The following is a 25,559-nucleotide window of genomic DNA, read 5'->3' as shown; positions in this document are numbered from 1 at the left end:
GGCGGCATGGCGGACATTCCGGTAGGCGCGGCGACGACTGCACCTGCGGGGGCGCACGCCCAGTCACGGCTCCTGTTCATCGACAACATCCGCTGGTCGATGATCATCCTCGTGCTGAGCATGCACGCGGCCGACACCTACAGCCCGTTCGGCAATTGGTACTACATCGACCGGCAGGCGACCGGCTTTGGCACGGCGCTGTTCTTCGGCGTCTACCAGAGCTTCCTCCAGGCCTTCTTCATGGCGGTGCTGTTCTTCATCGCCGGTTATTTCGCCGCCGCATCCTGCGACCGGAAGGAATTTCCGATCTTCGCCCGCGACCGCTTCGTCCGGCTGGGCTTGCCGACCCTGCTCTACATGTTCGTGATCGGCCCGCTCACGCAGTATTTCCTGTCACGGACCTGGGGACGCGGCGGCTTCGGCCATCAGTGGCTGGTTCATCTCGGGGATGGCGAGTGGTTGTCCGAGACCGGCCCGATGTGGTTCTGCGCCGTCCTGCTCCTGTTCTCGGTTGCCTACGGCATGATCCGCCTGTCGGGCTGGCGAGAGCGCAACGTCGTGCTGCGTTGGCCGATGGTCGTCGCCTTCGTGATGGTGATGGCCGGGGCCACCTTTGCCGTGCGCATCGTCGTGCAGGCCGGCACCTCGGTGCTCAATGTTCATCCCGGTGACCTGCCGCAATACGTCCTGATGTTCGCGGTCGGAGCCTATGGCTATCGCGGTAACTGGATGACGGGACTTGCCGAGGGGGCCTGTCTGCGCTGGGGAGCGCTGGCGCTCATGCTCTCCGTTCCGCTGTTCGCGGCGCTGGTGCTGCTTGGCGGCGGCCTCGAGGGCGAGACGTCGCTCTATTCCGGCGGCTTCAATCTCGTCAGCGCGGGGAAGTGCCTGTGGGAGGCGCTCGTCTGTGTGGGCATGGGTCTTGTCATTCTGGCCATCTATCGCCGCCATTTCGACTGGCAGGGGCCGGTCGCCAAGTGGCTCTCGGACAATGCGTTCGGGGTCTACCTGATCCACCCGCCGATCCTGATCGGCTTCGCCATGCTCCTGCATGGGCTACCGCTCTTCGCACTCACGAAGGCACTGTTGCTGACGATGCTGGCGGCGGCCGGTAGCTTCGCCGTCTCAGCGCTGATCCTGCGGAGGTCGCCGCTGCGCGCGATCATCTAGTCGCGCGCAGCGTGCGAGGAGCTTCTTACATCAACGCGTATTGGGTGCGCTCGCGCTTTGCCAGCAATGGCAGCGCCTGTCCTGCGATATGGCTCTTGAAGTGCGCGCTGTCCTGATGCGCTCTGAAGGCGGCTTCGTCGCGGAACAGCTCGTAGAACAGGAACTGCGCCGGATTGTCCTTGGCGCGACTGATCAGGAACAGTTTCACGCCCGGCTCGCTTTGCGCCTGCGGGAGGAAGGTGCGCAGGATCTCGGCCACGTGGTCGGCCTCTTCAGCCCTGGCTTCCCATTGCGCCACGACCAGAAGACCCCCGCTACTGATCGCCTGGTGGATGGCTTGTTGGTTCATCGCCTGTTGGTTCATGTTGGAACTCCATTGGGGAGAGAACTGTTCGATCAATAGCGAAGTTTGGGCGATAATGTTTCGATGATGATCGAAGTGAGATCGTGCCTTGCAGGGTGGTGCAAACCGGCCCGCGCACCGCATGGTGAAAGGCTGCACCTTCTTTGGGATGAGGTGTGCGAGCCCCGCGCGAATTGATTTCCGACGCGAATTTCGCTACCGCCTTTTCCCGTGGATACGCTCAAGGTCAGAGACGCCAAAGACGTCGAAGAGGTGGTGCGCGCGGCGATTGCCAATGAGCAGCCGCTCGAGATCATCGGCCATGGCTCCAAGCGCGGCATCGGCCATGTGATGGCGACCAACGCCGTGCTCGACGTCTCCGCGCTAAACGCGATCACCTCCTATGAGCCCAACGAGCTGATCATCACGCTCCAGGCCGGCGCGCCGCTGGCCGACGTGCTGTCGCTGATCGATGCCAAGAGCCAGCAGTTCGCCTTCGAGCCGATGAACACCGCGCCCCTGCTCGGGACGCCCGGGCTCGGCACGATGCCCGGGCTCGGCACGATGCCCGGGCTCGGCACGATGCCCGGGCTCGGCACAATGCCCGGGCTCGGCACCATCGGTGGGATGATCGCGGCGGGCCTCGCCGGGCCACGCCGTATCAAGGCGGGGGCGGTGCGCGACCATCTGCTCGGCGCGCACGCCGTCTCGGGCTTCGGCGACAGCTTCAAGACCGGCGGCAAGGTGGTGAAGAACGTTACCGGCTACGACCTCTGCAAGCTGCTCGCCGGTTCCTGGGGCACACTGTCGGTCATGACCGAGGTGACGCTGAAGGTCATGCCGAAGCCGGAGAGCGAGCGGACGCTGCTGTTGCGCGGGCTGGATGACGGTAGCGCCAACAAGGCCATGACCGTGGCGCTCGGTTCGCCCTTCGACGTATCGGGCGCGGCGCATCTGCCGAAATCCGCTGTCCGGGAGAGAGCCGAAGGGCTCGGCGACGTCGCCACTCGAGGCGAGCCGCTTACCGTGCTGCGGCTGGAGGGCATCACCGCCTCGGCCGCTCACCGCGCGGTCGCGCTGCGCGAGACGCTCGCGCCATTCGGAACCGCCACCATCGTGGAGGATGGCGCCTCGGCCGCATTGTGGACTGCGATACGGGACGTGCTGCCGTTCGCGGCCGATGGCGCGCTTGGCGCCTGGCCGGTGTGGCGGATCGTGTGTCCGCCGGCCTCTGGCGCCGCGGTCGGCCGGCAGCTTGCGCAGGACACCGGCGGCGACGTGATCTACGACTGGGGTGGCGGGCTGATCTGGGCGGCGGTGCCGCCCAAGGACGATGCGCAAGCCGCCATCGTGCGCCGGCGCACGGAAGCCGTCGGCGGGCACGCCATGCTGGTCCGGGCACCTGAGGAGGTGCGGCGCAATGTGGACGTGTTCCATCCGCAAGCACCGGGTGTCGCCGCGCTCAGCGAGCGGGTTCGCGTCAGCTTCGATCCGAAGACCATCCTCAATCGCGGGCGGCTGAAGCGGGGCGCGGCATGAAGACCGAATTTTCGCTCACCCAGCTCGCCGATCCCGATATCGCGGAAGCAGACAAGATCCTGCGTGCCTGCGTGCATTGCGGCTTCTGCACCGCGACCTGTCCGACCTATGTGCTGCTCGGCGACGAGCTCGATAGCCCGCGCGGCCGCATCTACCTGATCAAGGAGATGCTGGAGAAGGACCAGGCGCCGACATCGGAGGTCGTCAAGCATGTCGACCGCTGCCTGTCGTGCCTTGCCTGCATGACCACGTGTCCGTCCGGGGTGAACTACATGCACCTGGTCGACCAGGCCCGCGTCCGGATCGAAGAGCGTTACGAGCGGCCGCTTGCCGAGCGTCTGCTCCGCACCGTGCTGGCGTTCGTCCTGCCTGACCCGCAGCGCTTTCGCGTCAGCATGTCGCTGGCGCGGCTTGCCCGGCCGCTCGCGGCTTTGCTGCCGACGCCGCGGCCGTCGGCTACGCCCGGCCTGACGCAGCGGATCAAGGCGATGCTGGCGCTCGCGCCAGGCCGGCTGCCGGCTCCGGGGCCCGCCGCGGGCAGCGTCTTTGCGCCGCTCGGCAAGAGGCGGGGGCGGGTGGCGCTGCTCCAGGGCTGCGCCCAGCAGGTGCTCGCGCCGCGGATCAACCAGGCCGCCATCAACCTGCTGACCCGCCACGGCATCGAGGTCGTGCTGGTCCGGGACGAGCAATGCTGCGGCGCTCTGACCCATCACCTCGGACGTGACGACGATGCGCTCGCGCGGGCGCGGGCGAACGTTGCGGCATGGCGTCGCGAGGCGGCAAAGGACGGTCTCGATGCCATCCTGGTGACGACGTCCGGCTGCGGCACGGTCATCAAGGACTACGGCTATCTGCTGCGCGAGGACCGCGAGCTCGCGAGCGATGCGGCCAACGTCTCCGCTCTCGCCAAGGACATCACGGAGTATGTCGCAGGTCTCGCGCTTCAGCCCTTGAGGCGACACGACGACATCGTCGTCGCCTATCATTCCGCTTGTTCACTGCAGCACGGGCAGAAAATCACTGGACTTCCGAAAGAATTGCTTTCCAAGAACGGATTCGTGGTGAAAGATATCCCAGAGAGCCATTTGTGTTGCGGTTCGGCGGGGACCTACAACATTCTCCAGCCCGACCTTGCGGGCAGGTTGCGCGATCGCAAGGTCGCCAACATCGCAAGCGTCAAGCCGGACATGATTGCCGCAGGCAATATCGGCTGCATGGTGCAGATTGCCAGCGGGACATCAGTGCCGGTCGTGCACACGATTGAGCTTCTCGATTGGGCGACGGGCGGCGCGCAGCCGGCATTGAACTAGTCGAATTAAGCTAGCCGACTGCGCCGCGCCCGGAGGTGGACGACTGAAGGCCCGATCGACATTGTTCGGCGGCAACAGGAGGATCACGATGGCGAAAGCGAAGAAGAAGAAAAGCAAGAAGGCCAAAAAGGCCAAGAAAGCCGTAGCGGCGAAGAAGACTGCGAAGAAGGCCGGCAAGAAGAAGTCGGCGAAGAAATCCGCCAAGAAGGCAGCGAAGAAGTCGGCAAAGAAAGCCGCACCGAAGAAGGCGGCCAAGAAGGCCGCGAAGAAATCCGCGAAGAAGGCGGCTCCCAAGAAGAGCGCGAAGAGGGCGGCTCCGGCTCCCAAGCCACCGGCCCCCGTGGAAGCTCCCGCCCCCGAGCCCGCGCCGGAAGCGAGCTGGGCGACTCCGTCGAGCGGCGATGGTCCGTCCGCAGCTGCTGACGGGCAGGGCTAGGCGCTCTTCCTGGCCTCAATTGCGAACCTGCAAGCAGGAAGGCCGCGGCACTGATGCTGCGGCCTTTTTGCATCGGCCGAAGCCAAGCCGAATCGCGGGGAGCCTACGCGTGGCGGCCAAGCCTCAGCCTGGCAATCTCCCCGTAGCATCACGTGGTCAGGGGCACCTCGGCTCGAAATCATTGTGTTCGAGATGCAACACACGCTGACAACCTTTCGTGAAATTGCCATTACGCCCAAAAAGTCGGCAGATGCCCGTGTTTTTTGCTTCACTGCTTGGGCGTCGCACTCCAGATTGCGGCTGTTACGAGAGTTTTTCAGTCAGGGTCGCATGCCCCGGGGGGCGCCGGGATCGGACTGGCCTTAGGAAGGTGATGGGGAACGAAATGAAGAAAGTGGCTTTGTTGGCAACGGCGCTGGCAATGGTGACGGGTTCGGCTCTGGCGGCAGATATGCCGGTGAAGGCTGTGAAGGCTCCTCCGCCGCCCGCCTTTGACCCGTGGGACGTCGCCTTCGGCGGCGGCATCATGAGCGATTACATCTTCCGCGGCATCACCCAGTCGAACCACAAGCCGTCGGTCACGGCTTATTTCGAGCCGCGCTACAACGTCACCAAGGACCTCCAGCTCTATGTCGGCGTCTCGGCCGAGAGCATCTCATTCCCGAACCGCGCCGCAGCAGAAGTCGACGTCTACGGCGGTATCCGCCCGACCTTCGGCGCGTTCGCGCTCGACATCGGTGTCTGGGGCTACCTGTATCCGGGCGGCACCTGCTATTTCGGCGCGCCCGGCATCGACTTCGCCGGCAACTTCCAGGGCGCCGAGTGCGCCGAGAAGGCCCTGCTCAATGCCAACGTGATCAAGAAGGACCTGAGCTTCTTCGAAGTCTATGGCAAGGGGACCTATACGGTGAACGACAACTGGGCGTTCGGCTTCACCGAGTACTACACTCCGAGCTACCTGAACTCGGGCGCCTGGGGCAACTACGCCTCGATCACCGGCAAGTACACCGCGCCCAGCACGATCTTTGGCTCGAGCGGCGTCGGCATGTACGTGTCGGGTGAGTTCGGCCGTCAATGGCTGGGCACCTCCGACAGCTTCTACGGCACGCTCGCGTTCCCGAACGGCATCAAATATGCCGACTACAACACCTGGAACGTCGGCATCGGCTTCACCTACAAGGTCTTCACGCTGGATCTGCGCTACTCCGACACCAACCTCTCCAAGGGTGACTGTAACGCCTTCACCAGCGACTGGTCGGCCCGCGGTAACATCACCGCCTCCACCGGTACCTTCGTGACCCCGATCAACCCGTCGGGCGTCGGCTCCAACTGGTGCGGCGCGGCCGGCATCGCCAAGCTGTCGTTCGACCTGACGGCGATGACCAACCTGAAGTAAGTTTCATCCCGAGACTGGCTGAAGGGGCGGCAGGACAAACCTGCCGCCCTTTTGCTTTTGTGGGGGCGTGAACGTCTCCCGTGGGCGCTACACGGATAACTGCGTCATGCCCGGGCCTGTCCCGGGCATCCACGTTCCTTGTGCCGTTAGGCAAGGCGTGGATGGCCGGGACATAGGCGAGCGGAAGCGACGCCGTCCTTCGGACGGCTATGCCCGGCCATGACGATATGGAAGCTTCAGCGCCTCAAGCTCTCACATCAATGCGATAGCCCTCTCCCGCAAGCGGGAGAGGGAGTGCACGGTCACTGTGGAAGCATTCAGCGCGCTTCGCTCGGCTCCGCCCAGGCCGGTGCGCCGACCCCGCCGAGCACGTGGATCTCGCCGTCCTGGACCAGCCTGACATGGCGGCTGTGGAAGGCATCGAGCGTCGAGCGGTGGCCGATCGACACGATCGTGGTCGACGGCAGCCTTTCCTCCATGAGGCGGTAGAGCAGGGCCTCGGACGGCTCATCGAGCGAGGCAGTCGCCTCGTCGAGGAACAGGTAATCCGGCGCATGCAGCAGCGCCCGTGCCACCCCTAACCGCTGCTGCTCGCCGAGCGACAGCGTCCTGTTCCAGTGCGCTTCCTCGTCGAGCTGCTCGGCAAGCCGCGGCATGCCGACCGCTCTCAGCGCGTCCTTGATCTTGTCGGGCGCAACCGTGCCGTGCTCGGCCGGGTAGATCACGGCGTCGCCGAGCGGGCCAATCGGGAAATAAGGCCGCTGCGGCAGCATCATCAGGCTGGATTTCCCGGGGATGGCGATCTTGCCAGTGCCGAACGGCCAGACCCCGGCGATGGCGCGGAACAGCGTCGACTTGCCCGAGCCCGACGGTCCCGTCACCAGCACGCGCTCGGGGTGCTGGATCGCAAAGGCGTTGGCTGCGACCAGCGGCTTGCCGTTCGGCAGCTTCACCAGCAACTGCTCGAGCGCGATGGCCTCGCTGCCCGTGGATGGCGTGACGCCGATGGTCGGCTCGTGCGCGGGGAGATTGGCGGCCGAGCTGACCGACATCTCGAAGCCGTCGAGACGGGCAACCACCGCGCGCCATTCGGCGAGCGAGCGGTAGGTCGTCACGAAGAACGACAGCGCGCGCTGCACGCTCGAGAAGGCCGAGCCGGTCTGCATCATGTCACCGAGCTGGATCTTCTTGGCGAAATAGGCCGGCGCCACCAACACGTAGGGAAAGATCACGGCAGCCTGCTGATAGCTCGCCGTGAACGCGGTGAGGCGCTTGGTGCGGCTCATGATCGCGTACCAGTTGCCGATCACGAAGCTGAAGCGGTGCAGGAGGCGTCCGCGCTCGGCGCTCTCGCCCTTGAGCAGCGCGATCTGTTCGGAATTCTCGCGCACCCGGACCAGGTTGAAGCGGAAGTCGGCTTCAAAGCGCTGCTGCTCGAAATTGAGATTGACCAGCGGCACACCAATCCAGTGCGTCAGGGCGGTGCCGAGGATCGCGTAGATCAGGGCACCCCAGCACAGATAGCCGGGGATCGCGAAGTCGCTGCCGAAGAGATGCAGGGGGGCGGCGTTGGAGAGGCCCCAAAGAATGATCACGAAGGAGAACAGCGTCACGATCGAGGACAGCAGGCCGACGCCGATGCTCAGGGTCTGCTCGACGAAATTCTTGACGTCGTCGGTGATGCGCTGGTCCGGATTGTCGGCGGCGTCGCCGGTGAGCTGCATGCGGTAGTGCGTGGCGTCATCGAGCCATTCGCCGAGATAGTGCCGCGTCAGCCATTGCCGCCAGCGGATCTGGAGCCATTGGTTCAGATAGAGCTGATAGACGGCCAGTGCGACGAAGGCCGAGGCGAGGCCGATGAAGATCCAGATCTCGCGCACGAAGCTGTCCAGATCATAGGCCTGGAGCGCACTGTAGAAACGGTTCTGCCACTGGTTCACGAGCACGTCGATCGCGACCAGCGCCAGCTCGATCGCGATCACTGCGGCGAGCAGGCCGCGGCCGGCCCATTTGTCCTCGGACCGGAAGTAGGGGATGGCGATTCGCCAAACGGTCGCGAGCGTCGCGCGGATGTTCTTCACAGATAGGGGTCTCCTGCGGGGTAGGCGCAAGCGCCTGATGCAACGGCGCAAATAAGCGCGCTTAGACTAAAGTTGCAAATCCGGCGATTTGCGTTGTCCGGGCCGGCAACCCTAGCATGGGCATAACGGCGCGGGGTGGGGGCCTTCGGAACTTCGCGAGCTTGTGAGCGGATGGGAACCGCCGCACTCGCGACATGACCGCCTCAGGCTCAGGGACTATCGCGACTCGCATCAAGCAGGTTCGGCTATCCACGCTGGCCGCCCTGCCGCACCAATGCGTGGGGGAGGACGAGCATGTGGAATCAAGTTTATAACCCACTGAACAATGCGGCGTTGTCGACCATCGCGGCGGCGGTCCCGGTGGTCTCGCTGTTGATCATGATCGCAAGCGGGCGCGTGAAAGCGCACATCGCGGCCGTGATTGCCGTCATCATCACCAACCTGATCACGATCGTCATCTTCACCATGCCGGTGAACATGTCGGTCCGCGCCTCCGCACTCGGCGTCGTCACCGGTTTCTTCCCGATCGGATGGATCGTCCTCAACGTCATCTTCCTCTACCAGGTGACGGTCACGACGGGGCGCTTCGAGCTGTTGAAGCGCGCGGTCGGCGGCGTCACCGAGGACCGGCGCCTGCAACTCCTGCTGGTCGCGTTCTCCTTCGGCGCCTTCTTCGAAGGCGCCTCGGGTTTCGGCACGCCTGTCGCGATCACCGGCGCCGTGCTGATCGGTCTCGGCTTCTCGCCGCTCGCCGCCTCCGGCCTGTCGCTGATCGCAAACACCGCGCCGGTCGCCTATGGCGCACTTGGCACGCCGATCCAGGGCCTTGCCTCCGTCACCGGACTTGATCCGTATATCCTCGGCGCGATGGTCGGACGGCAGTTGCCGTTCTTCTCGCTGATCGTGCCATTCTGGGTGGTCTGGGCGTTCGCGGGCTGGCGCGGCATGAAGGATATCTGGCCGGCGATCCTTGTCACCGGCGTGTCCTTCGCAATCCCGCAATTCGTGATCTCCAACTTCATCAATCCCTGGATCGTCGACATCGGGGCGTCGCTGATTTCGATGGGGGCGCTGATCCTGTTCCTGAAAGTGTGGCAACCCAAGCAGCTCTGGCTGTCGCCGGCGCTGCGCGGCCGCGATGAATCGGTGTCGGAAATGGGCAAGACTGCACCGCTCGACAAGACGCCGCTCACGCAGGCCGAGCTGTGGAGCGCGCTGTTGCCGTGGATCATCGTCTGCGTCGTGATGCTGATCTGGGGCAGTGGATGGTTCAAGTCCTGGGCGGACTCGTTGTTCGTCTGGAAGTATGCAGTTCCCGATCTCGACAAGATGATCAACAAGATGCCGCCGGTTGCGGCTGGCCCCACGCCGGAAGGTGCGGTGTTCAACTTTACCTATCTGTCCTTCACCGGCACGGGCATGCTGATCGCGGCGATCATCTCGGGCTTCCTGATGGGCGTCGGTCCCGGCCGGCTGCTGGTCGAATATGGCCGCACGATCCGGCTCTGCGCGATCTCGCTGATCACGATCTCGGCGATGCTCGCGATCGGCACGCTCACCCGCCTTTCGGGCGTCGACGCGACGCTCGGTCTCGCCTTTGCGGCGACTGGCGTGCTCTATCCCTTCTTCGGCACGCTGCTCGGCTGGTTGGGTGTCGCGCTGACGGGATCGGATACCGCCTCGAACATCCTGTTCGGCAACCTCCAGAAGATCACGTCGCAACAGATCGGATTGTCGCCCATCCTGATGGCGGCGGCGAACTCCTCCGGCGGCGTGATGGGCAAGATGATCGATGCGCAGTCGATCGTGGTCGCCTCCACCGCCACGCGGTGGTACGGCCACGAGGGCACGATCCTGCGCTTCGTGTTCTGGCACTCGATCGTGCTGGCCTGCTTGGTCGGCGTGCTCGTGACGCTCCAGGCCTACGTATGGCCGTTCACGGCGCTGGTGTTGAAGTAGCGCGACGCATTCTCAACGTAACGACATCCCCGCGGGAAAAACCCCGCGGGGATTTTGCGTGTGCGGCGAACCTTCTCAACGTCGTTCCCGTCTTATAGAAGGTGCGGCGGTTCAAGGACGGTCGAGAGGTCTCATGGTTTCGGTCAAGCAGATGGTGTGCGCGGCGGCCGCGGTGGTGCTGATGGCGGGCGCAAGCCACGCCGAGGACGGCTTTCCCTTCGGATCCGAGATGACGCTCGAAGCCTTGCCGCAGCAGGGCTCGAAGCGCATTCCCAACATCGAGATCGGCGACAATGGCGAGGTGGTGTTGGAGCTCTGGTGCAAGGGCGGCAAAGGTCAGTTCTCGGTCGCCGGCAACACGGTGATCTTCGTACCCGGCCAGATCCAGGACCGTTCCTGTCCGCCGGCCAAGGCCCAGGCCGATGACGACCTCGTCGCGGCGCTCGCCAGCGTCGAGACCTGGAAGCGCCAGGGTGACTTTCTCACGCTGATCGGCCCCAAGCCGCTGCGCTTCCGGATGAACGGGAATTAAACCAACTCGCTGTCGTGCCCCGGCTCGACCGGGGCACCCAGTACGCCGCGGCCCATCGATTCAATCACGACCGCCTCGGCGTACTGGATCGCCCGGTCAAGCCGGGCGATGACCAAGAGTTGGTGTACGGACTACTTCCACACCGACTTGTCGGCGTCCCAGCGCTGGCCCTTCAATTCCTTCGTCAGCGCCTCGATCGCGCCGTTGTCGTCGGTCTGATCGCCCTCTTCATCGGTGCCGGCTTCATCCGACAGGTTGAGCTTGGCGCCGGTGCTCTCGTCGGCCGTTGTGATCGCGGGGCTGCCGACCCAGAGCAGGAGGCGGTCGCTGCTGCCGGGCTTGTCGGTCGAGACCAGGCCCGCGACCTCGATCGTATCGGTGAGCTCGAGCGCTGGGAAATCCTGGTTCGGCCGCTTCAAGACGACCTTGAGCTTGCCGGTGACGGGGTCGAAGCTTTGCGAGACGGTTTTTGCCGTCAGCGTCCTCGCCAGCACGTTGGCGACGGTGCCGGCGAGCCGGTCCCGGCTGATCTTGTCGCCGTCGCGCCAGTCGGCGGCGGCGAAGCGGATGGTGCGGTCCATCTCCATCATGCCGGCGGTCCAGCCCACTGCGGTGACGCCCGGCATCGCCTTGAACTTGGCGAGCAGCGCAGCTGCCCGTTCCGGATCGACCGACATGTTGATGGTCTGCTCGCCGGCGCGCAGCGCGTCGCAGCCGACCGACAGGCTTGCCAGCGTCACCTCGACATCCTGGCCCTTCAGGCTCTTCAGGAAGTCGGTCGCCGCCTCTAACTTGACCTTGACCGCGATCGCTTCCGGCGAGACCTCGGTGAAATCCTTCGGCTGTGGCGTGATGCCGTCGTCGGAGGTCTGGTTGTCCAGAAACTCCTTCTCGCTGAGATCGGAATTGTCGGGCGAGGCGACCTCGGTCACGTTGCCGCCGATCGAGATCTGGCCACGGAATTCGAAGGTATCGCTGGTCGGCTTGCGCGTCAGCTTGACGGTGACCGGCGCCTTGTCGCCGAGACTCTGCGTCGTGCCCGACAAGAGCTGGCCGGCGACCGTGAGGTTGACGACGAAGCGGTCCTTGCGGTCGGAATTCTTCGCTGCGGGATAGCAGACGTCGAGCACGGCCGCGGTGACCGTCTTGCCCTGGCGGGTCTCCTTCAGGATCACATCGGCATTGCCGTCCATGAGCCCGTCGATCGAGGTGAAATAGCGCGTCTCGGTTCCACTGGGCGCGGCGGCCTTTGGCGACAGCTTCATCTGGGCGGACGCGACCTCAGGCGAAACTGCAAGCAATGCCGCCAAAAAACCAATCGAGCAGAACGAAAGCGCGCGCATCGACGAAACCCTCAAGAGATCAGAATCGGCGCCACCGTAGTGGGTTTTGGCCGGAGGTTGAATCGGAAAGCGCAGGCCATTCTGGGCAAAAAAGAAGGCCGCCCGGAGGCGGCCTTCGCGCGATTTTTTTGCTGCGACGGGCTCAGAAGCCCATGCCGCCGCCGGCCGGCATCGCGGGGGCTGCTTCCTTCTTCGGCAGCTCGGCGACCATGGCTTCGGTGGTCACCAGCAGGCCGGCCACGGAGGAGGCGTCCTGAAGCGCGGTGCGCACCACCTTGGCGGGGTCGATGATGCCCTTCTCGACCAGGTCGACGTACTGCTCGGTCTGGGCGTCGAAGCCGAAGGTCTCGGACTTGTTCTCCAGGATCTTGCCGACGACGACCGAGCCTTCGAGGCCGGCGTTCTCGGAGATCTGGCGGACCGGGGCTTCGAGCGCCTTCAGCACGATGTTGATGCCGGCCTGCACGTCGGCATTGGCGTTGGTGAGACGGCCCACCGCCTTCTTGGCGCGGAGCAGCGCGACGCCGCCGCCGGGGACGATGCCTTCCTGCACGGCCGCGCGGGTGGCGTTGAGCGCGTCCTCGACGCGGTCCTTCTTCTCCTTGACCTCGATCTCGGTCGCGCCGCCGACGCGGATCACCGCGACGCCGCCGGCGAGCTTGGCCAGACGCTCCTGGAGCTTTTCACGGTCGTAGTCCGAGGTGGTTTCCTCGATCTGGGCCTTGATCTGGCCGACGCGGGCCTCGATGTCCGGCTTCTTGCCGGCGCCGTTGACGATCGTGGTGTTCTCCTTGTCGATCACGACCTTCTTGGCGCGGCCGAGCATCTTCACCGTGACGTTCTCGAGCTTGATGCCAAGCTCTTCGGAGATCAGCTGGCCGCCGGTGAGGATCGCGAGGTCCTCGAGCATGGCCTTGCGGCGATCACCGAAGCCCGGGGCCTTGACGGCGGCAACCTTCAGGCCGCCGCGGAGACGGTTCACGACCAGCGTGGCCAACGCCTCACCCTCGACGTCCTCTGCGATGATGACGAGCGGCTTGCCGGACTGCACCACGGCTTCCAGCACCGGCAGCATGGCCTGCAGGCCCGAGAGCTTCTTCTCGTGCAAGAGGATGTAGGCGTCCTCGAGCTCGGCGGTCATCTTCTCGGCGTTGGTGACGAAGTAGGGCGACAGATAGCCGCGGTCGAACTTCATGCCCTCGACGATGTCGACTTCGGTGTCGAGCGACTTGTTCTCCTCGACGGTGATGACGCCCTCGTTGCCGACCTTCTGCATCGCCTGCGCGATCATCTTGCCGATGGCGGCATCGCCATTGGCCGAGATGGTGCCGACCTGGGCGACCTCGGACGAGGCGGCGACGGGCTTGGCGCGCTTCTCGATGTCCTTGATGACAGCCGCAACCGCGGTGTCGATGCCGCGCTTGAGGTCCATCGGGTTCATGCCGGCGGCAACCGCCTTGGCGCCTTCGCGCACGATGGCCTGAGCCAGCACGGTCGCGGTGGTGGTGCCGTCGCCAGCAAGGTCGTTGGTCTTGGAGGCGACCTCACGCACCATCTGGGCGCCCATGTTCTCGAACTTGTCCTCGAGCTCGATCTCCTTGGCGACGGTGACGCCGTCCTTGGTGATGCGGGGCGCGCCGAAGCTCTTCTCGATGACGACGTTGCGGCCCTTCGGGCCGAGCGTCACCTTGACGGCGTTGGCGAGAATGTCGACGCCGCGCAGCATGCGTTCGCGCGCTTCTCCGGAAAACTTGACGTCCTTGGCAGCCATTTTTTGCTCCTGGCATGATGTGGAAATGGGCCGCGCACCCTAATCGTCATTGCCGGGCTTGACCCGGCAATCCATCATCTTTCGAAGCAGGATGGATGCCCGGCTCAAGCCCGGGCATGACAAGAGGGAAGCGCGGCGGCGTTTGAAGGGACGTTGTGGCCTTAGGCCAGCACGCCCATGATGTCCGACTCCTTCATGATCAGGAGATCTTCATTGTCGATCTTGACCTCGGTGCCCGACCACTTGCCGAACAGCACGCGGTCGCCGACCTTGAGGTCGATCGGGATCAGCTTGCCCGCCTCGTCGCGGCCGCCGAGGCCGACGGCGACGATTTCGCCCTGGGACGGCTTCTCCTTGGCGGTGTCGGGAATGATGATGCCGCCCTTGGTCTTTTCCTCGGCATCGATACGTTTGACCACGACACGGTCATGCAGCGGACGAAATTTGGACTTAGCCATGACGTTTCCCTTTGGAAGCTCGCTTCGGAAGCGACGGAACTAGGAGAGGGGCCTGCGCCCCCGTCCGACCTCCGGATCGAATGCCGGGATCGAACGGCGCGCTTTAGCAATCGGGCTTCCCGAGTGCTAATAGTGCGCCCGGAAATATGGCTTGGCCGCGATCCTGTCAAGCAAAGGGTGGTTAAGCCATTGGTGAGACGGATATAGGATGTTGACGATCGAAACGAATTGGGGACGCTGGCGTATTCTACGACGTCATTGCCCCGGCAGCGGTTTTGCGCTTGGCTGCGGGAGGGGGCTGTCAGGCTCGTGTTTGGGGGGCGCTTTGCTCGGGGGAATGCCATGATCAGTTCAGCTCACGCGCGGACGGTTGCCAAGCTGGGCGCCGCCGCAGCCTTGGCGCTGCTGCTGGGTGCATGTGGCGGCGGCATGAGCCTGCCGTCGTTCTCATCGTCCTCGCCGGCGCCGGAGGCCGAGCCCGGCACTGGGCCGGAAATGCCGGCGTCGATCCGCGCCGACGAGATCGTCGGCCGCTGGGGCCTTGCCTCGTTCCAGAACCCGTCCGACCGCGCCCGCACCGAGGCTGCGGCCCGCGCGCAGTGCAAGAATCCCTATGTGATCGGCGCCGGATCGAGCGGCGGCGTGATCATGCACCTGGCCGACCAGGCGACGCCGCAGGAGCTGCGGCTGAAGGGCTCACCAAGCGGAAAGAACTATATCGGACCGGCCGGACCGACTCCCGGCGAGCAGGACCGCGAGATCGTCTCCTTCGACGGCCGCGTCATGGTCACCCGATTCATCGACAAGGACGCCGCCACCCGCTACGGCAACATGGTCTACGTCCGCTGCGCGCCGCGGGCGTGATCGAGATCGAGCCAAGCTTGTGATGCACCCTCTCCCGTGTGGGAGAGGGTAGCTTCGTGTGCGCAGGGCGAGGCGAAGAGACTGCGTCTTCCGCACGACCTCGCAGCCATCAGACCCATCCGCAGTGCCTCCGCTTGATGCCGTCAAGCCGCTCCAATGCCGATGTCACGACGTCTTCGGTCAGGCCGATATCACGGCGCAGCCAATCGGACATCGGATACGTCTCGACGCGTCCGTGCTCAGGTCTGCATGAAAGGCGTTGCCATGCGGCCGTCAGGGCGCGGAGCCACCGACGATTCCCCATAGGCGGATTTTTCCAACCTCCGCGCGATCTCGCTATCGAGCGCGGCGGCGAGTTCGCTTCCGACCTCGACCATCGGCAGGCGCACCTCCGGACTGTCGATGAGGCCGCATCGCCACAGCCAGTACTTTGCCGGCGCCGGACTCGGCTCGGCGAACAACAGCCGCGTCAACTCCGAAACCTCCTGCCAGCGCGCGAGCGCGGTGTCGGCATTGCCGCGCTTCAGCTCGGTATGAATCGCAGCAAAGGTTGCGGTCTCGATGTGGGCGGAGAGCAAGATGGCGCCATCCGCGCCGTCGCTCAGCGCTTCATGAGTGTGCGCGTCCTCGCCGGTCAGCACACGAAAGTGGTCCGGCTTGTCGCGGAGCAGCGCGATCGATTGCTCGCGGTTCGCGGAGCAATCCTTCAGGCCAACGATGTTCGGATGCTCGGCAAGGCGGAGCAGCGTCTGGTTGGTGAGATTGACCGAGGTGCGATAGGGAATGTTGTAGAGCACGATCGGCCAGGCAGCGTGATCGGCGAGCGCCTCGAAATGCGCACATAGGCCGCGCTGCGATGGCCGCAGGTAGTAGGGGCTCGCGATCAGATAACCGTCGATCGGCCAGTCCGCGGTTTCATCCAGGCTTTCCTTCAGCCGCGCGGTGTCCGCGCCGGAGAGGCCAAGAACGATCGGAACGCTGCGACGTTGCGCGGCGAGCTCCTCGCGCACGGTTGCGACGAGGCGCTCGAGCTCGGCGCCCTTCAGCGTCATGCCTTCACCGGAGGTCGCGCCGAGGATGAAGCCGTCGATGGCCTCGCACGCGTAGTGTCGCGCGAGCTGCCGGAGCGAGCGCTCGTCGAGATGGCCGTCGCGAAACGGCGTCACCAGAGGCAGCCAGAGGCCCTGCAATCGTTGTCTTAGGTCGGTCATGTTCCATCTCCTTCAGTTGAGGTCTGAGACGGAGGCACATGAAAAAACCCCGTCCAGACGGCGGGGTTTTTCGGGATCGCGACGACGAGAAGGTCTAGCGCGCGCAAATATCCCTTGGCCCCGGGTGGGGGGCTTTTTTCGAGGCGATCGCCTTCGAGAGGATTGCGCACGAATTCGTGATCATGGTGTGCAAATGATGCGTGGGATATGTGGAACTGTCAATACACGCGGAAAGCGAAGACCAAATTGGCAGAAAAAAAGCCGGACCCGAAGGGCCCGGCTTAGGTATTGGCCACGTGAGGCCGACACAATCACCTTCCAAGAGGGATTACTGAACTCCCGCGCCACTGGAGGAGGGGGACAAATGCGCAACGCGAAGGCTCAGCGTGCAAACAGTATGGGCTTGCCGAGCGCCCTGCAGCAACAGCCGAGGTCGCATGTCAGTCATGCGGAAATCAGGACGGCCAGCGTTGCGCCTTGCTCACCACGAAGTCGCGGAACACCTGCACGCGCGCGACCGTCTTCAACTCCTCGGGATAGACGAAATACGTATCGAGTTGAATCGAGTCCGATTCGCCGAACAGCTGCACGAGACGGCTGTTTTCTTCGACGAGATAATCCGGCAGCGCCGCAATCCCGAGGCCCTGCTGACACGCGCGCACGAGACCGAGGATGTTGTTGACCTTGAAGTAAGCCTCGCGCGGGCCCGAACCGTTACGCGCAGCTTCGACAAGCCAGTTGCGGTTCTGCAAATGCGGGGCGAAGTTGCCGTCGCTGAGCGTGATGATGCGGTGGGAGTCGAGCTCCTCCAGCGTACGCGGCGTACCGAAGCGCTTGATGTATTCCGGCGAGCAATAGGCGTGGAAGCCCATCGCAAAAAGCTTGCGCTGGATGAGATCCGGCTGCGTCGGCTTGCGGGTGCGGATCGCAACGTCAGCCTCGCGCATCGACAGGTCGAGCTCCTCGTCGGTGACGATCAGGGAGATGCGGATCTCCGGATAGAGCGAGGTGAACTCACCGAGCCGCGGGATCAGCCAGTTGATGCCGACGCCGGGCGTGGTCGTGATCTTGAGGTCGCCGCTCGGCCGCTCGCGGCTGTCGGTCAGTTTCGCGCGCGCCGCCTGGAGCTGCATGAACACGTCATGCGCGGTGCGGAACAACAGGTCGCCCTGCTCGGTGAGGATCAGGCCGCGGGCATGGCGGTGGAAGAGCGAGACCGAGAGCTCCTGCTCCAGCGCCGAGACCTGGCGTGACACCGCCGACTGCGACAGGCCGAGCTGCTCGCCCGCATGCGTGAAGCTGCCCGCTTCCGCTGCCGCGTGAAAGACCTTCAGCTTGTCCCAGTCCATATCGGTAAATCCGTCGCGTGTTCGAGGCATGGTCGTTATTCCGCTGCCGCGCGCTCGCTGGCGCGCAGGGCCAAGAAACGTTCGGCTTCGAGTGCGGCCATGCAGCCGAGGCCTGCGGCCGTGACGGCCTGGCGATAGGTTTCATCGGCGACGTCGCCGGCCGCGAACAGGCCGGGCACCGAGGTGGCGGTCGAGTTCGGGGCGACCTCGACATAGCCCGACGGTTTGAGTTTCACCTGGCCCTTCACGAGCTCGGTCGCCGGCGCGTGGCCGATGGCGATGAAGATGCCGTCGGCCTTCAGTTCCGTGAGCGCGCCGGTCTTGACGTTCTTGAGACGGACATGCGTGACCTTGTTCGGGTTCTCGGTGCCGCAGATCTCGTCGACAGCCGAGTCCCAGACCACCTTGATCTTCGGGTGCTTGAACAGACGCTCCTGCAGGATGCGCTCGGCGCGGAAGTGGTCGCGACGATGCACGATGGTGACCTGCGAGGCATGGTTGGTCAGGTATAACGCTTCCTCGACCGCGGTATTGCCGCCGCCGACGACCACGACTTCCTTGCCGCGGTAGAAGAAGCCGTCGCAGGTGGCGCAGGCCGACACGCCGCCGCCCTGGAATTTCCCTTCGGAGGGCAGCCCGAGCCAGCGCGCTTGCGCGCCTGTGGCGAGGATCACGGTGTCGGCGAGGTAGACGTCGCCGCTGTCGCAGGTAAGGCGGAACGGCCGCTGCGCGGTTTCCAGCTTGGTGACCAGGTCGGTGACGATCCTGGTGCCGACATGGACCGCCTGCTTCTCCATCTGCTCCATCAACCAGGGGCCCTGGATCACGTCGGCAAAGCCGGGATAGTTCTCGACGTCGGTCGTGATGGTGAGCTGGCCGCCCGGCTGGATGCCCTGGATCAGGATCGGCTCAAGCATCGCACGCGCGGCGTAGATCGCCGCGGTGTAGCCGGCGGGGCCGGAGCCGATGATGACGACCTTGGCATGGATGGGCGCGCGCATGTGGACCGGTGCCTCTCTCTTGGGGGAGTTGCAGCGCGGGCGCGGATAGTGCCTGGGAAGGCGCCGCGGAGGCGCTGAAATGTCAGTACTAATCTAAGCCTTCTGGCGAGCTATGCAAGAATTGCAGCCCATGTCGGCGGATTTTTCCCCCCGGGAACAAAAGATCATTGCGCTGCACGCGCAATAAAATTGCGCATCTCGGCGGGACTGGGTATGAGGATTGCGACGAACCCACCCGATACCGCAGACAAGGCCAGGAGTTCCAATCACGTGTCGCGGAACCTAGACGAGATCGATCTCAAAATTCTCGCCGAAATCCAGGCCGACGGTCGAATCACCAATGTCGAACTGGCCAAGCGTGTCGGCATTTCGCCGCCGCCCTGCCTGCGGCGTGTCCGGGCGCTCGAGGAGGAGGGCTATATCCACGGCTATCGCGGGCTGCTCGATTCGCGAAAGCTCGGCTTCGACGTGACGGTGTTCGCTGCCGTTCATTTGTCGAGCCAGGCGGAGGCGGACTTGCGCGCCTTCGAGCAGTTCGTGCGCGCCGAACCGCTGGTGCGCGAATGCTGGATGCTGTCGGGCGAGGTCGATTTCATCCTGAAATGCGTCGCGCCGGACATGGCGACGTTCCAGGATTTCGTCACGCATCTCACCGCGGCTCCGCATGTGCGCAACGTCCGGACCTCATTGGTGCTGCACAATTCGAAATACGAAGCCGCCGTGCCGCTGGAGGTGAAGGGGCGGCGCTGAAGCGAGACTCATCCTCGCCGCATCGCATCCACGCTGATCGGACCGCCGCCGGCTGACGCAAGATAAAGGCAGGCAAAGCAGAACAGGATCGCCAGCGTCCCCTCATTGACGAGCGGGAAGAAGCTGTGCGGCAGATGCTCGATGAAATAGGCGAACGCCATCTCGCCCGACAGAATGAAGGCGACGAGGCGTGTGAAGAGGCCCAGCATCAACAGCCCGCCGAACACCAGTTCGATCATGCCGGCGATGCCCCAGAGCGACAGCGGCGTGACGTCGGCGAACATCTCGACGGGCGGAAACTTGAACAGTTTTGCCACGCCGAACTGGAACAGCAGAAGTCCGGTGATGAAGCGGAACAGGCTGAGCAGATAGGGCTGGCTCTGCGCGGCGATACGATCGACGTCCATCGTGTCCTCCCTTGATGCAGCCAAGAGAGCATGACGGAGGACGTCATCGTTCACAATCGCGGCCGTTCACAATCGCATAACGAGCGCGAGACAAAAAAGCCGCGCTGGCCGCGCGGCTTTTGCATTCGGTATCTATTGCGGCACGGGTTACCGCCACTCGACCTTGGTGATCTCGTAGGCCTTGGCGCCGCCTGGCGTGTTGACCTCGACGGAGGCGCCCTTCTTCTTGCCGATCAGCGCGCGGGCGAGCGGTGAGGTGATGGAGATGCGGCCCTTCTTGGCATCAGCCTCGACCTCGCCGACGATCTGCCACACCGTCTTCTTCTCGGTGTCCTCGTCGACCAACGTCACGGTGGCGCCAAACTTGATGGTATCGCCGGACAGTTTGGAGATGTCGATGATGTCGGCGCGCGCGAGCTTGTCCTCGAGCTCGGCGATGCGGCCCTCATTATGGGACTGCTCTTCCTTCGCGGCATGATATTCCGCGTTCTCCGACAGGTCTCCGTGTGAGCGCGCCTCGGCGATATGCTCGATGATCCGCGGACGATCCACGGACTGGCGATGCTTCAATTCTTCTCCGAGCGCGGCAAATCCGGCCGAAGTCATCGGAACCTTTTCCATCTCTTCTCTCGTCCTTCGGCCCCGCGCCCCCAAAAAAAGTGAGGCGCAGCAACCTTGATTCGTCGGTGATCCCGGGGCTGAACATGCGGCCACCGGAACGTTATGTGGGGCTGGCGCCGGAACAGAACAACCACATGGCCGGACAGTTCCTCCGGTCATTGTAGCTTCATTGCCAATCACTTAGCGAGGGTCTCGCCCCCGCTAACGATCAGGTTTCCGAAAAGTAGCTCTGCAGGGTACGAACCTCAAGGTCCCCGCCCAGATAAGCGCGGATGCCCTGCGCGGCCGCCACGGCCCCGGAAAGAGTGGTGTAATACGGCACTTTATGCAAGAGGGCCGCGCGCCGCAGCGAACGGCTGTCGGCCAGCGCCTGCGGACCTTCCGTCGTGTTGAAGACCAGCTGGATGTCGCCATTGGTGATGGCGTCGACGATGTGCGGCCGGCCCTCCAGCACCTTGTTCACCTTCTCGGTCGGAATGCCCTGGTCGGCCAGGAAGCGCTGCGTGCCCGACGTCGCCAGCACCTTGAAGCCGACGGACTGCAACAGCCGCACCGCCTCTGCGATGCGGTTCTTGTCGCTGTCGCGCACCGAGACGAACACCGTGCCCTTGCGTGGCACGCGGGTGCCGCCGCCGAGCTGGCTCTTGGCGAACGCGACCTCGAAGGAGCGGTCGATGCCCATGACCTCGCCGGTCGAGCGCATCTCAGGGCCGAGCACCGTGTCGACGCCGGGGAAGCGCGCAAAGGGGAAGACCGACTCCTTGACGCCGACGTGCTTGAGCTGGGCCTTCTTCAGGTTGAAGTCGGCGAGCTTCTCGCCGGCCATGATGCGAGCGGCAATCTTGGCGACCGGCGTGCCGATCACCTTGGCGACGAACGGCACCGTGCGCGAGGCGCGCGGATTGACCTCGAGCACGTAGATCTCGCCGTCCTTGATGGCGTATTGCACGTTCATCAGGCCGACGACGTCGAGGCCGAGCGCGAGCTCGCGGGTCTGTCGCTCCAGCTCTTCGATCATCTTCGCATCGAGCGAGTAGGGCGGCAGCGTGCAGGCGGAGTCGCCGGAGTGGATGCCGGCTTCCTCGATGTGCTCCATGATGCCGACGATGAAGACGTCCTTGCCGTCGCAGAGGCAGTCGACATCGACCTCGGTGGCGTCGGAGAGGTAGCGGTCGAACAGCAGCGGGTTCTTGCCGAGCACGGTGTTGATCTGCCCGGTCTTGTCGTTCGGGTAGCGCGCCTTGACATCGGACGGCACGAGCTCGGGCAGCGTGCCGAGCAGATAGTCGTTGAGCTGGTTCTCCTCGCGGATGATCTGCATCGCGCGGCCGCCGAGCACGTACGACGGACGCACCACCAGCGGCAGCCCGAGATCGGCGGAGACGAGCCGCGCCTGCTCGACCGAATAGGCAATGCCGTTCTTCGGCTGCTTGAGACGAAGCTTGTCGAGCACGCGCTTGAAGCGGTCGCGGTCCTCGGCGAGATCGATGGCGTCGGGCGAGGTGCCGAGGATCGGCACTTCGGCGGCCTCCAGCGCACGCGCGAGCTTCAGCGGGGTCTGGCCGCCGAACTGCACGATCACGCCATGCAGCGTTCCCTTGCTGCGCTCGGTCGCAATGATCTCAAGCACGTCTTCGGCCGTAAGCGGCTCGAAATACAGCCGGTCGGCGGTGTCGTAGTCGGTCGACACCGTCTCCGGATTGCAGTTGACCATGATGGATTCGTAGCCGGCGTCATGCAGCGCGAAGCAGGCGTGACAGCAGCAGTAGTCGAACTCGATGCCCTGGCCGATGCGATTCGGGCCGCCGCCGAGGATGATGACCTTCTTGCGATCCGACGGCTCGCTTTCGTCCGCAACTGCGCCCGCGAACGGCGCCTCGTAGGTCGAATACATATAGGCGGTGGGCGAGGCGAACTCGGCGGCGCAGGTGTCGATGCGCTTGAACACCGGGCGGACGCCGAGCGCGTGGCGCTTTGCCGTCACGTCGGCTTCCGTGCTCTCCGAGAGCACCGCCAGTCGCGCGTCCGAGAAGCCCATGGCCTTCAGCGTGCGCATGCCGAAGGCATTTTGCGGCAGGCCGTTCTTGCGAACCTTGTCCTCCATGTCGACGATGCAGCGCATCTCGGCGAGGAACCAGGGGTCGATCTTGCAGGAGTTGAAGATCTCGTCGTTGGACCAGCCGAGCCGCATCGCCTGCGCGACCTGGAGCAGCCGGTTCGGCGTCGGCGTGCCGAGTGCGGCGCGGATTGCGTTCTTGTCGTCGCCCTGGCCGAGCCCTTCGATCTCGATCTCGTCGAGGCCGGTCAGCCCGGTCTCGAGCCCGCGCAGTGCCTTTTGCAGGCTTTCCTGGAAGGTGCGGCCGATCGCCATGACCTCGCCGACCGACTTCATCGAGGTCGTCAGCGTGTGGGAGGCGCCGGGGAATTTCTCGAAGGCGAAACGTGGGATCTTGGTCACGACGTAGTCGATGGTCGGCTCGAACGAGGCCGGCGTCGCGCCGCCGGTGATGTCGTTGGCGATCTCGTCCAACGTGTAGCCGATCGCGAGCTTGGCTGCGACCTTGGCGATCGGGAAGCCCGTCGCCTTCGACGCCAACGCCGAAGAACGAGAAACACGCGGGTTCATCTCGATCACGACCATGCGGCCGTCGGCCGGGTTGATGCCGAACTGAACGTTCGAGCCGCCGGTCTCGACCCCGATCTCGCGCAGCACCGCCAGCGAGGCGTCGCGCATGATCTGGTATTCCTTGTCGGTCAGCGTCAGCGCCGGCGCCACCGTGATGGAGTCGCCGGTGTGCACGCCCATCGGATCGAAATTCTCGATCGAGCAGACGATGATGCAATTGTCCTTCTTGTCGCGCACCACCTCCATCTCGAACTCTTTCCAGCCGAGAACGGATTCCTCGATCAGGACCTCGTTGGTGGGGGACGCATCGAGGCCGCGCTCGATGATGTCGAGGAACTCTTCCTTGTTGTAGGCGATGCCGCCGCCGGTGCCGCCCAGCGTAAAGGAGGGCCGGATGATCGCGGGCAGTCCGATCTCGGACAGCGCCATCATCGCCTGGCCCAGCGCGTATTCCTGGTAGCGCTTGCGACGCTCGTTCTCGCCGAGCGTCCACTGCTGGTCGAGTTGTTCCAGCGCTGCGCCGGACAGCTTCTCGCGCTCGGCGAGATACTTGTCGCGGAAGGACTTCTTCAGCTCGGAGGCGTTGGCAAGCCGCGACTTCGGTGTCTGGAGCCCGATCTTCTCCATGGCATTGCGGAATAGCTGGCGATCCTCGGCCTTGTCGATGGCGTCAGCAGTCGCGCCGATCATCTCGATGTCGAACTTGTCGAGCGTGCCCTGCCGGCGCAGCGAGAGCGCGCAGTTCAGCGCGGTCTGGCCGCCCATGGTCGGCAGCAGCGCGAAGCCGCCGGGAATGACGTGACGTTCCTTCTCGATGATTTTTGCAACGATCTCAGGCGTGATCGGCTCGATATAGGTCGCATCGGCCAATTCCGGGTCGGTCATGATGGTGGCCGGATTGGAATTGACGAGGACGATGCGGTAGCCCTCTTCCTTCAGCGTCTTGCAGGCTTGGGTACCGGAATAGTCGAACTCGCAGGCCTGGCCAATCACGATGGGACCGGCGCCGATGATCAGGATGGTCGAGATGTCGGTTCGTTTGGGCATCACCGCTCGCGGGCTGGAATTTAGGCACAAAAAAAGGGCGCGCTGGTCGCGCGTCCCCTGAGCCGAGAGCGCGGGTTTCCCTCGCGCGCGGGTGGGTCTTAGACCAGTTTTCGGGGCGGCGAAACCCCGAAAAATGCCCATCAACCGGCAATTTTCACGGGTTTTGGCCGGGCCTGCCAACCCCGGGCGAGATGCACCAGAAGCGATGCCGCAACGCTCGATCCGCCGACCCAGCCGAGATCGGTCGGCGAGAGTGCCGCGAGCACCGCCCCGCCCAAGGCACCACCAATGGCGAAGCCGAGATACATGGCGGACGCGTTGAGCGAGAGCGCGATCATGGAGGCCTGCGGCTCGATCCGGATGATGCTGGCAACCTGCGCCGGGTAGAACGCCCAGCCCGAAATGCCCCAGAGGAAGATCGCGCCGAGCACCGCATAATGCGCCTGGTCCGGCATCAGCTTCAGCACCACCGAATGCAGGATCAGCGCCGTCGCCATGCCCGCGAGCCCGAGCGCTGCAGTGGTCAGCGTGCCGAGCCGGTCTGCTAGGATGCCGCCGAGCATGTTCCCGATCGCGGCCGCCCCGCCGAAAACCAGCAGCGCAAGGCTGATTTGCGACGCATCGAAGCCGAGGCCGCGCAACGGGACTGCGAAATAGGTGAACACGGTGAAGCCGCCGAGCGCCCATAAAATCGTGATCAGAAGGGCGATCAAGACATTGCTGTGACGCGCCACCGCCAGCCGATCGGCTAGCGAAGCCGTGTTTCGCGGCAGGCCCCGCGGCAGGCCGAACAGCAGGCCTGCAAGCGCGATGGCGCCGAGCAGGGCGACCATCGCAAAGGTCGCGCGCCAGCCGAACAGGCTGCCGATGAAATTGCCGAGGGGGACACCGACGACGGTCGCGACCGTGAGGCCCGAGGTGACGAGCGCGACCGCGCGTCCGCGGCGCTCAGGAGAGGCAACTGCGACAGAAACGCCGAGCGCGGTGGGCATGCAAAGGCCGGCGCCGAGCGCCATCAGCATCCGCGAGGCCAGCAGCAACGGGAAGCCGGTGGCGACCACCGCCAGCAGATTGCCGGCAATGAAGGTCGAGAGCGCCAGCGTCAGCACGGTGCGGCGGTCGACATTGTTCAGCGTCACCGCCAGGATCGGCGATCCCACGGCATAGGTAAGGGCGTACACGGTGACCAACTGCCCGGCCGCCGATACCGAGATCGACAGGTCCGTCGCGATGGTCGGCAAAAGTCCCGCAATAACAAAAGCTTCCGTCCCGATCGCAAATGCGGCAAGCGCCAGCCAGAAGATGCTCATACCCAGATCTTCCTATTCTCGGTCCTAAGTTCAAT

Annotated in this window: 21 protein-coding genes; 9 read left to right on the top strand and 12 right to left on the bottom strand. The window is 64.3% G+C overall.

Going from position 1 to position 25,559, the window contains the following annotated elements:
• The first annotated feature begins 6 nt into the window (after positions 1-6).
• Positions 7-1,170, top strand: coding sequence for an acyltransferase family protein (locus tag SO180_RS03710; RefSeq protein WP_449377467.1), 1,164 nt, complete (start codon positions 7-9; stop codon positions 1,168-1,170).
• A 25-nt stretch (positions 1,171-1,195) separates the two neighbouring features.
• Here the strand turns inward: SO180_RS03710 and SO180_RS03705 are convergent, their stop codons facing one another.
• Positions 1,196-1,534, bottom strand: coding sequence for a putative quinol monooxygenase (locus tag SO180_RS03705; RefSeq protein WP_449377466.1), 339 nt, complete (start codon positions 1,532-1,534; stop codon positions 1,196-1,198).
• 210 nt (positions 1,535-1,744) lie between these two features.
• On the opposite strand from SO180_RS03705, the gene SO180_RS03700 reads away from it, so the two are divergent.
• From SO180_RS03700 to SO180_RS03685, 4 genes are all read left to right on the top strand, one after another.
• Positions 1,745-3,052: an FAD-binding protein gene (locus SO180_RS03700; RefSeq protein WP_449377465.1), complete on the top strand. Its 1,308-nt coding sequence runs from the start codon at positions 1,745-1,747 to the stop codon at positions 3,050-3,052.
• A complete protein-coding gene (glcF, locus tag SO180_RS03695; RefSeq protein ID WP_449377464.1) occupies positions 3,049-4,362 on the top strand; it encodes a glycolate oxidase subunit GlcF in 1,314 nt (437 codons plus the stop codon). Before SO180_RS03700 ends, glcF begins: the two co-directional genes overlap by 4 nt.
• A gap of 88 nt (positions 4,363-4,450) precedes the next feature.
• On the top strand, positions 4,451-4,798 hold the full coding sequence (locus SO180_RS03690) for a hypothetical protein (RefSeq protein WP_449377463.1): 348 nt from the start codon (positions 4,451-4,453) through the stop codon (positions 4,796-4,798).
• 385 nt (positions 4,799-5,183) lie between these two features.
• The gene (locus SO180_RS03685; protein WP_449377462.1) at positions 5,184-6,194 is read left to right on the top strand and encodes a TorF family putative porin; all 1,011 of its coding nucleotides are present in this window, start codon (positions 5,184-5,186) and stop codon (positions 6,192-6,194) included.
• Between the two features lie 317 nt (positions 6,195-6,511).
• On the opposite strand, the gene SO180_RS03680 is transcribed toward SO180_RS03685, so the two are convergent.
• The gene (locus SO180_RS03680) at positions 6,512-8,275 is read right to left on the bottom strand and encodes an ABC transporter ATP-binding protein/permease (RefSeq protein WP_449377461.1); all 1,764 of its coding nucleotides are present in this window, start codon (positions 8,273-8,275) and stop codon (positions 6,512-6,514) included.
• Positions 8,276-8,569: 294 nt separating this feature from the next.
• Between SO180_RS03680 and SO180_RS03675 the strand changes: the two genes are divergently transcribed.
• Positions 8,570-10,234, top strand: coding sequence for an L-lactate permease (locus tag SO180_RS03675; RefSeq protein ID WP_449377460.1), 1,665 nt, complete (start codon positions 8,570-8,572; stop codon positions 10,232-10,234).
• Between the two features lie 133 nt (positions 10,235-10,367).
• A complete protein-coding gene (locus tag SO180_RS03670) occupies positions 10,368-10,766 on the top strand; it encodes an META domain-containing protein (RefSeq protein WP_449377459.1) in 399 nt (132 codons plus the stop codon).
• Between the two features lie 131 nt (positions 10,767-10,897).
• On the opposite strand, the gene SO180_RS03665 is transcribed toward SO180_RS03670, so the two are convergent.
• The 3 genes from SO180_RS03665 to SO180_RS03655 all read right to left on the bottom strand — a co-directional run bounded on the left by SO180_RS03665 (position 10,898) and on the right by SO180_RS03655 (position 14,338).
• On the bottom strand, positions 10,898-12,109 hold the full coding sequence (locus SO180_RS03665; protein ID WP_449377458.1) for a hypothetical protein: 1,212 nt from the start codon (positions 12,107-12,109) through the stop codon (positions 10,898-10,900).
• 142 nt (positions 12,110-12,251) lie between these two features.
• A complete protein-coding gene (gene groL, locus SO180_RS03660) occupies positions 12,252-13,880 on the bottom strand; it encodes a chaperonin GroEL (protein WP_449377457.1) in 1,629 nt (542 codons plus the stop codon).
• Positions 13,881-14,041: 161 nt separating this feature from the next.
• A complete protein-coding gene (locus tag SO180_RS03655) occupies positions 14,042-14,338 on the bottom strand; it encodes a co-chaperone GroES (protein WP_449377456.1) in 297 nt (98 codons plus the stop codon).
• Positions 14,339-14,680: 342 nt separating this feature from the next.
• Between SO180_RS03655 and SO180_RS03650 the strand changes: the two genes are divergently transcribed.
• Positions 14,681-15,202: a hypothetical protein gene (locus tag SO180_RS03650; RefSeq protein ID WP_449377455.1), complete on the top strand. Its 522-nt coding sequence runs from the start codon at positions 14,681-14,683 to the stop codon at positions 15,200-15,202.
• Between the two features lie 239 nt (positions 15,203-15,441).
• Here SO180_RS03650 and dapA read toward each other — a convergent pair whose 3' ends face one another.
• The 3 genes from dapA to trxB all read right to left on the bottom strand — a co-directional run bounded on the left by dapA (position 15,442) and on the right by trxB (position 18,763).
• On the bottom strand, positions 15,442-16,413 hold the full coding sequence (gene dapA / locus SO180_RS03645; protein WP_449377454.1) for a 4-hydroxy-tetrahydrodipicolinate synthase: 972 nt from the start codon (positions 16,411-16,413) through the stop codon (positions 15,442-15,444).
• 455 nt (positions 16,414-16,868) lie between these two features.
• Positions 16,869-17,792: a LysR family transcriptional regulator gene (locus SO180_RS03640; protein ID WP_449377453.1), complete on the bottom strand. Its 924-nt coding sequence runs from the start codon at positions 17,790-17,792 to the stop codon at positions 16,869-16,871.
• Between the two features lie 5 nt (positions 17,793-17,797).
• Positions 17,798-18,763, bottom strand: coding sequence for a thioredoxin-disulfide reductase (trxB, locus tag SO180_RS03635; RefSeq protein WP_449377452.1), 966 nt, complete (start codon positions 18,761-18,763; stop codon positions 17,798-17,800).
• Between the two features lie 270 nt (positions 18,764-19,033).
• Between trxB and SO180_RS03630 the strand changes: the two genes are divergently transcribed.
• Complete coding sequence (locus SO180_RS03630; RefSeq protein WP_027525216.1) at positions 19,034-19,513, top strand: Lrp/AsnC family transcriptional regulator; 480 nt, start codon at positions 19,034-19,036, stop codon at positions 19,511-19,513.
• Between the two features lie 8 nt (positions 19,514-19,521).
• Here SO180_RS03630 and SO180_RS03625 read toward each other — a convergent pair whose 3' ends face one another.
• From SO180_RS03625 to SO180_RS03610, 4 genes are all read right to left on the bottom strand, one after another.
• The gene (locus SO180_RS03625) at positions 19,522-19,920 is read right to left on the bottom strand and encodes a DoxX family protein (protein ID WP_449377451.1); all 399 of its coding nucleotides are present in this window, start codon (positions 19,918-19,920) and stop codon (positions 19,522-19,524) included.
• 147 nt (positions 19,921-20,067) lie between these two features.
• A complete protein-coding gene (greA, locus tag SO180_RS03620; RefSeq protein WP_027525218.1) occupies positions 20,068-20,541 on the bottom strand; it encodes a transcription elongation factor GreA in 474 nt (157 codons plus the stop codon).
• A 208-nt stretch (positions 20,542-20,749) separates the two neighbouring features.
• Positions 20,750-24,214, bottom strand: a complete 3,465-nt coding sequence (carB, locus tag SO180_RS03615; RefSeq protein WP_449377450.1) for a carbamoyl-phosphate synthase large subunit — start codon at positions 24,212-24,214, stop codon at positions 20,750-20,752.
• Between the two features lie 140 nt (positions 24,215-24,354).
• Positions 24,355-25,524: an MFS transporter gene (locus tag SO180_RS03610; protein WP_449377449.1), complete on the bottom strand. Its 1,170-nt coding sequence runs from the start codon at positions 25,522-25,524 to the stop codon at positions 24,355-24,357.
• Between the last annotated feature and the right edge of the window lie 35 nt (positions 25,525-25,559).

It is taken from the genome of Bradyrhizobium sp. UFLA05-112, from assembly GCF_053572325.1.
This window is presented reverse-complemented; position numbering and strand designations above follow the sequence as displayed.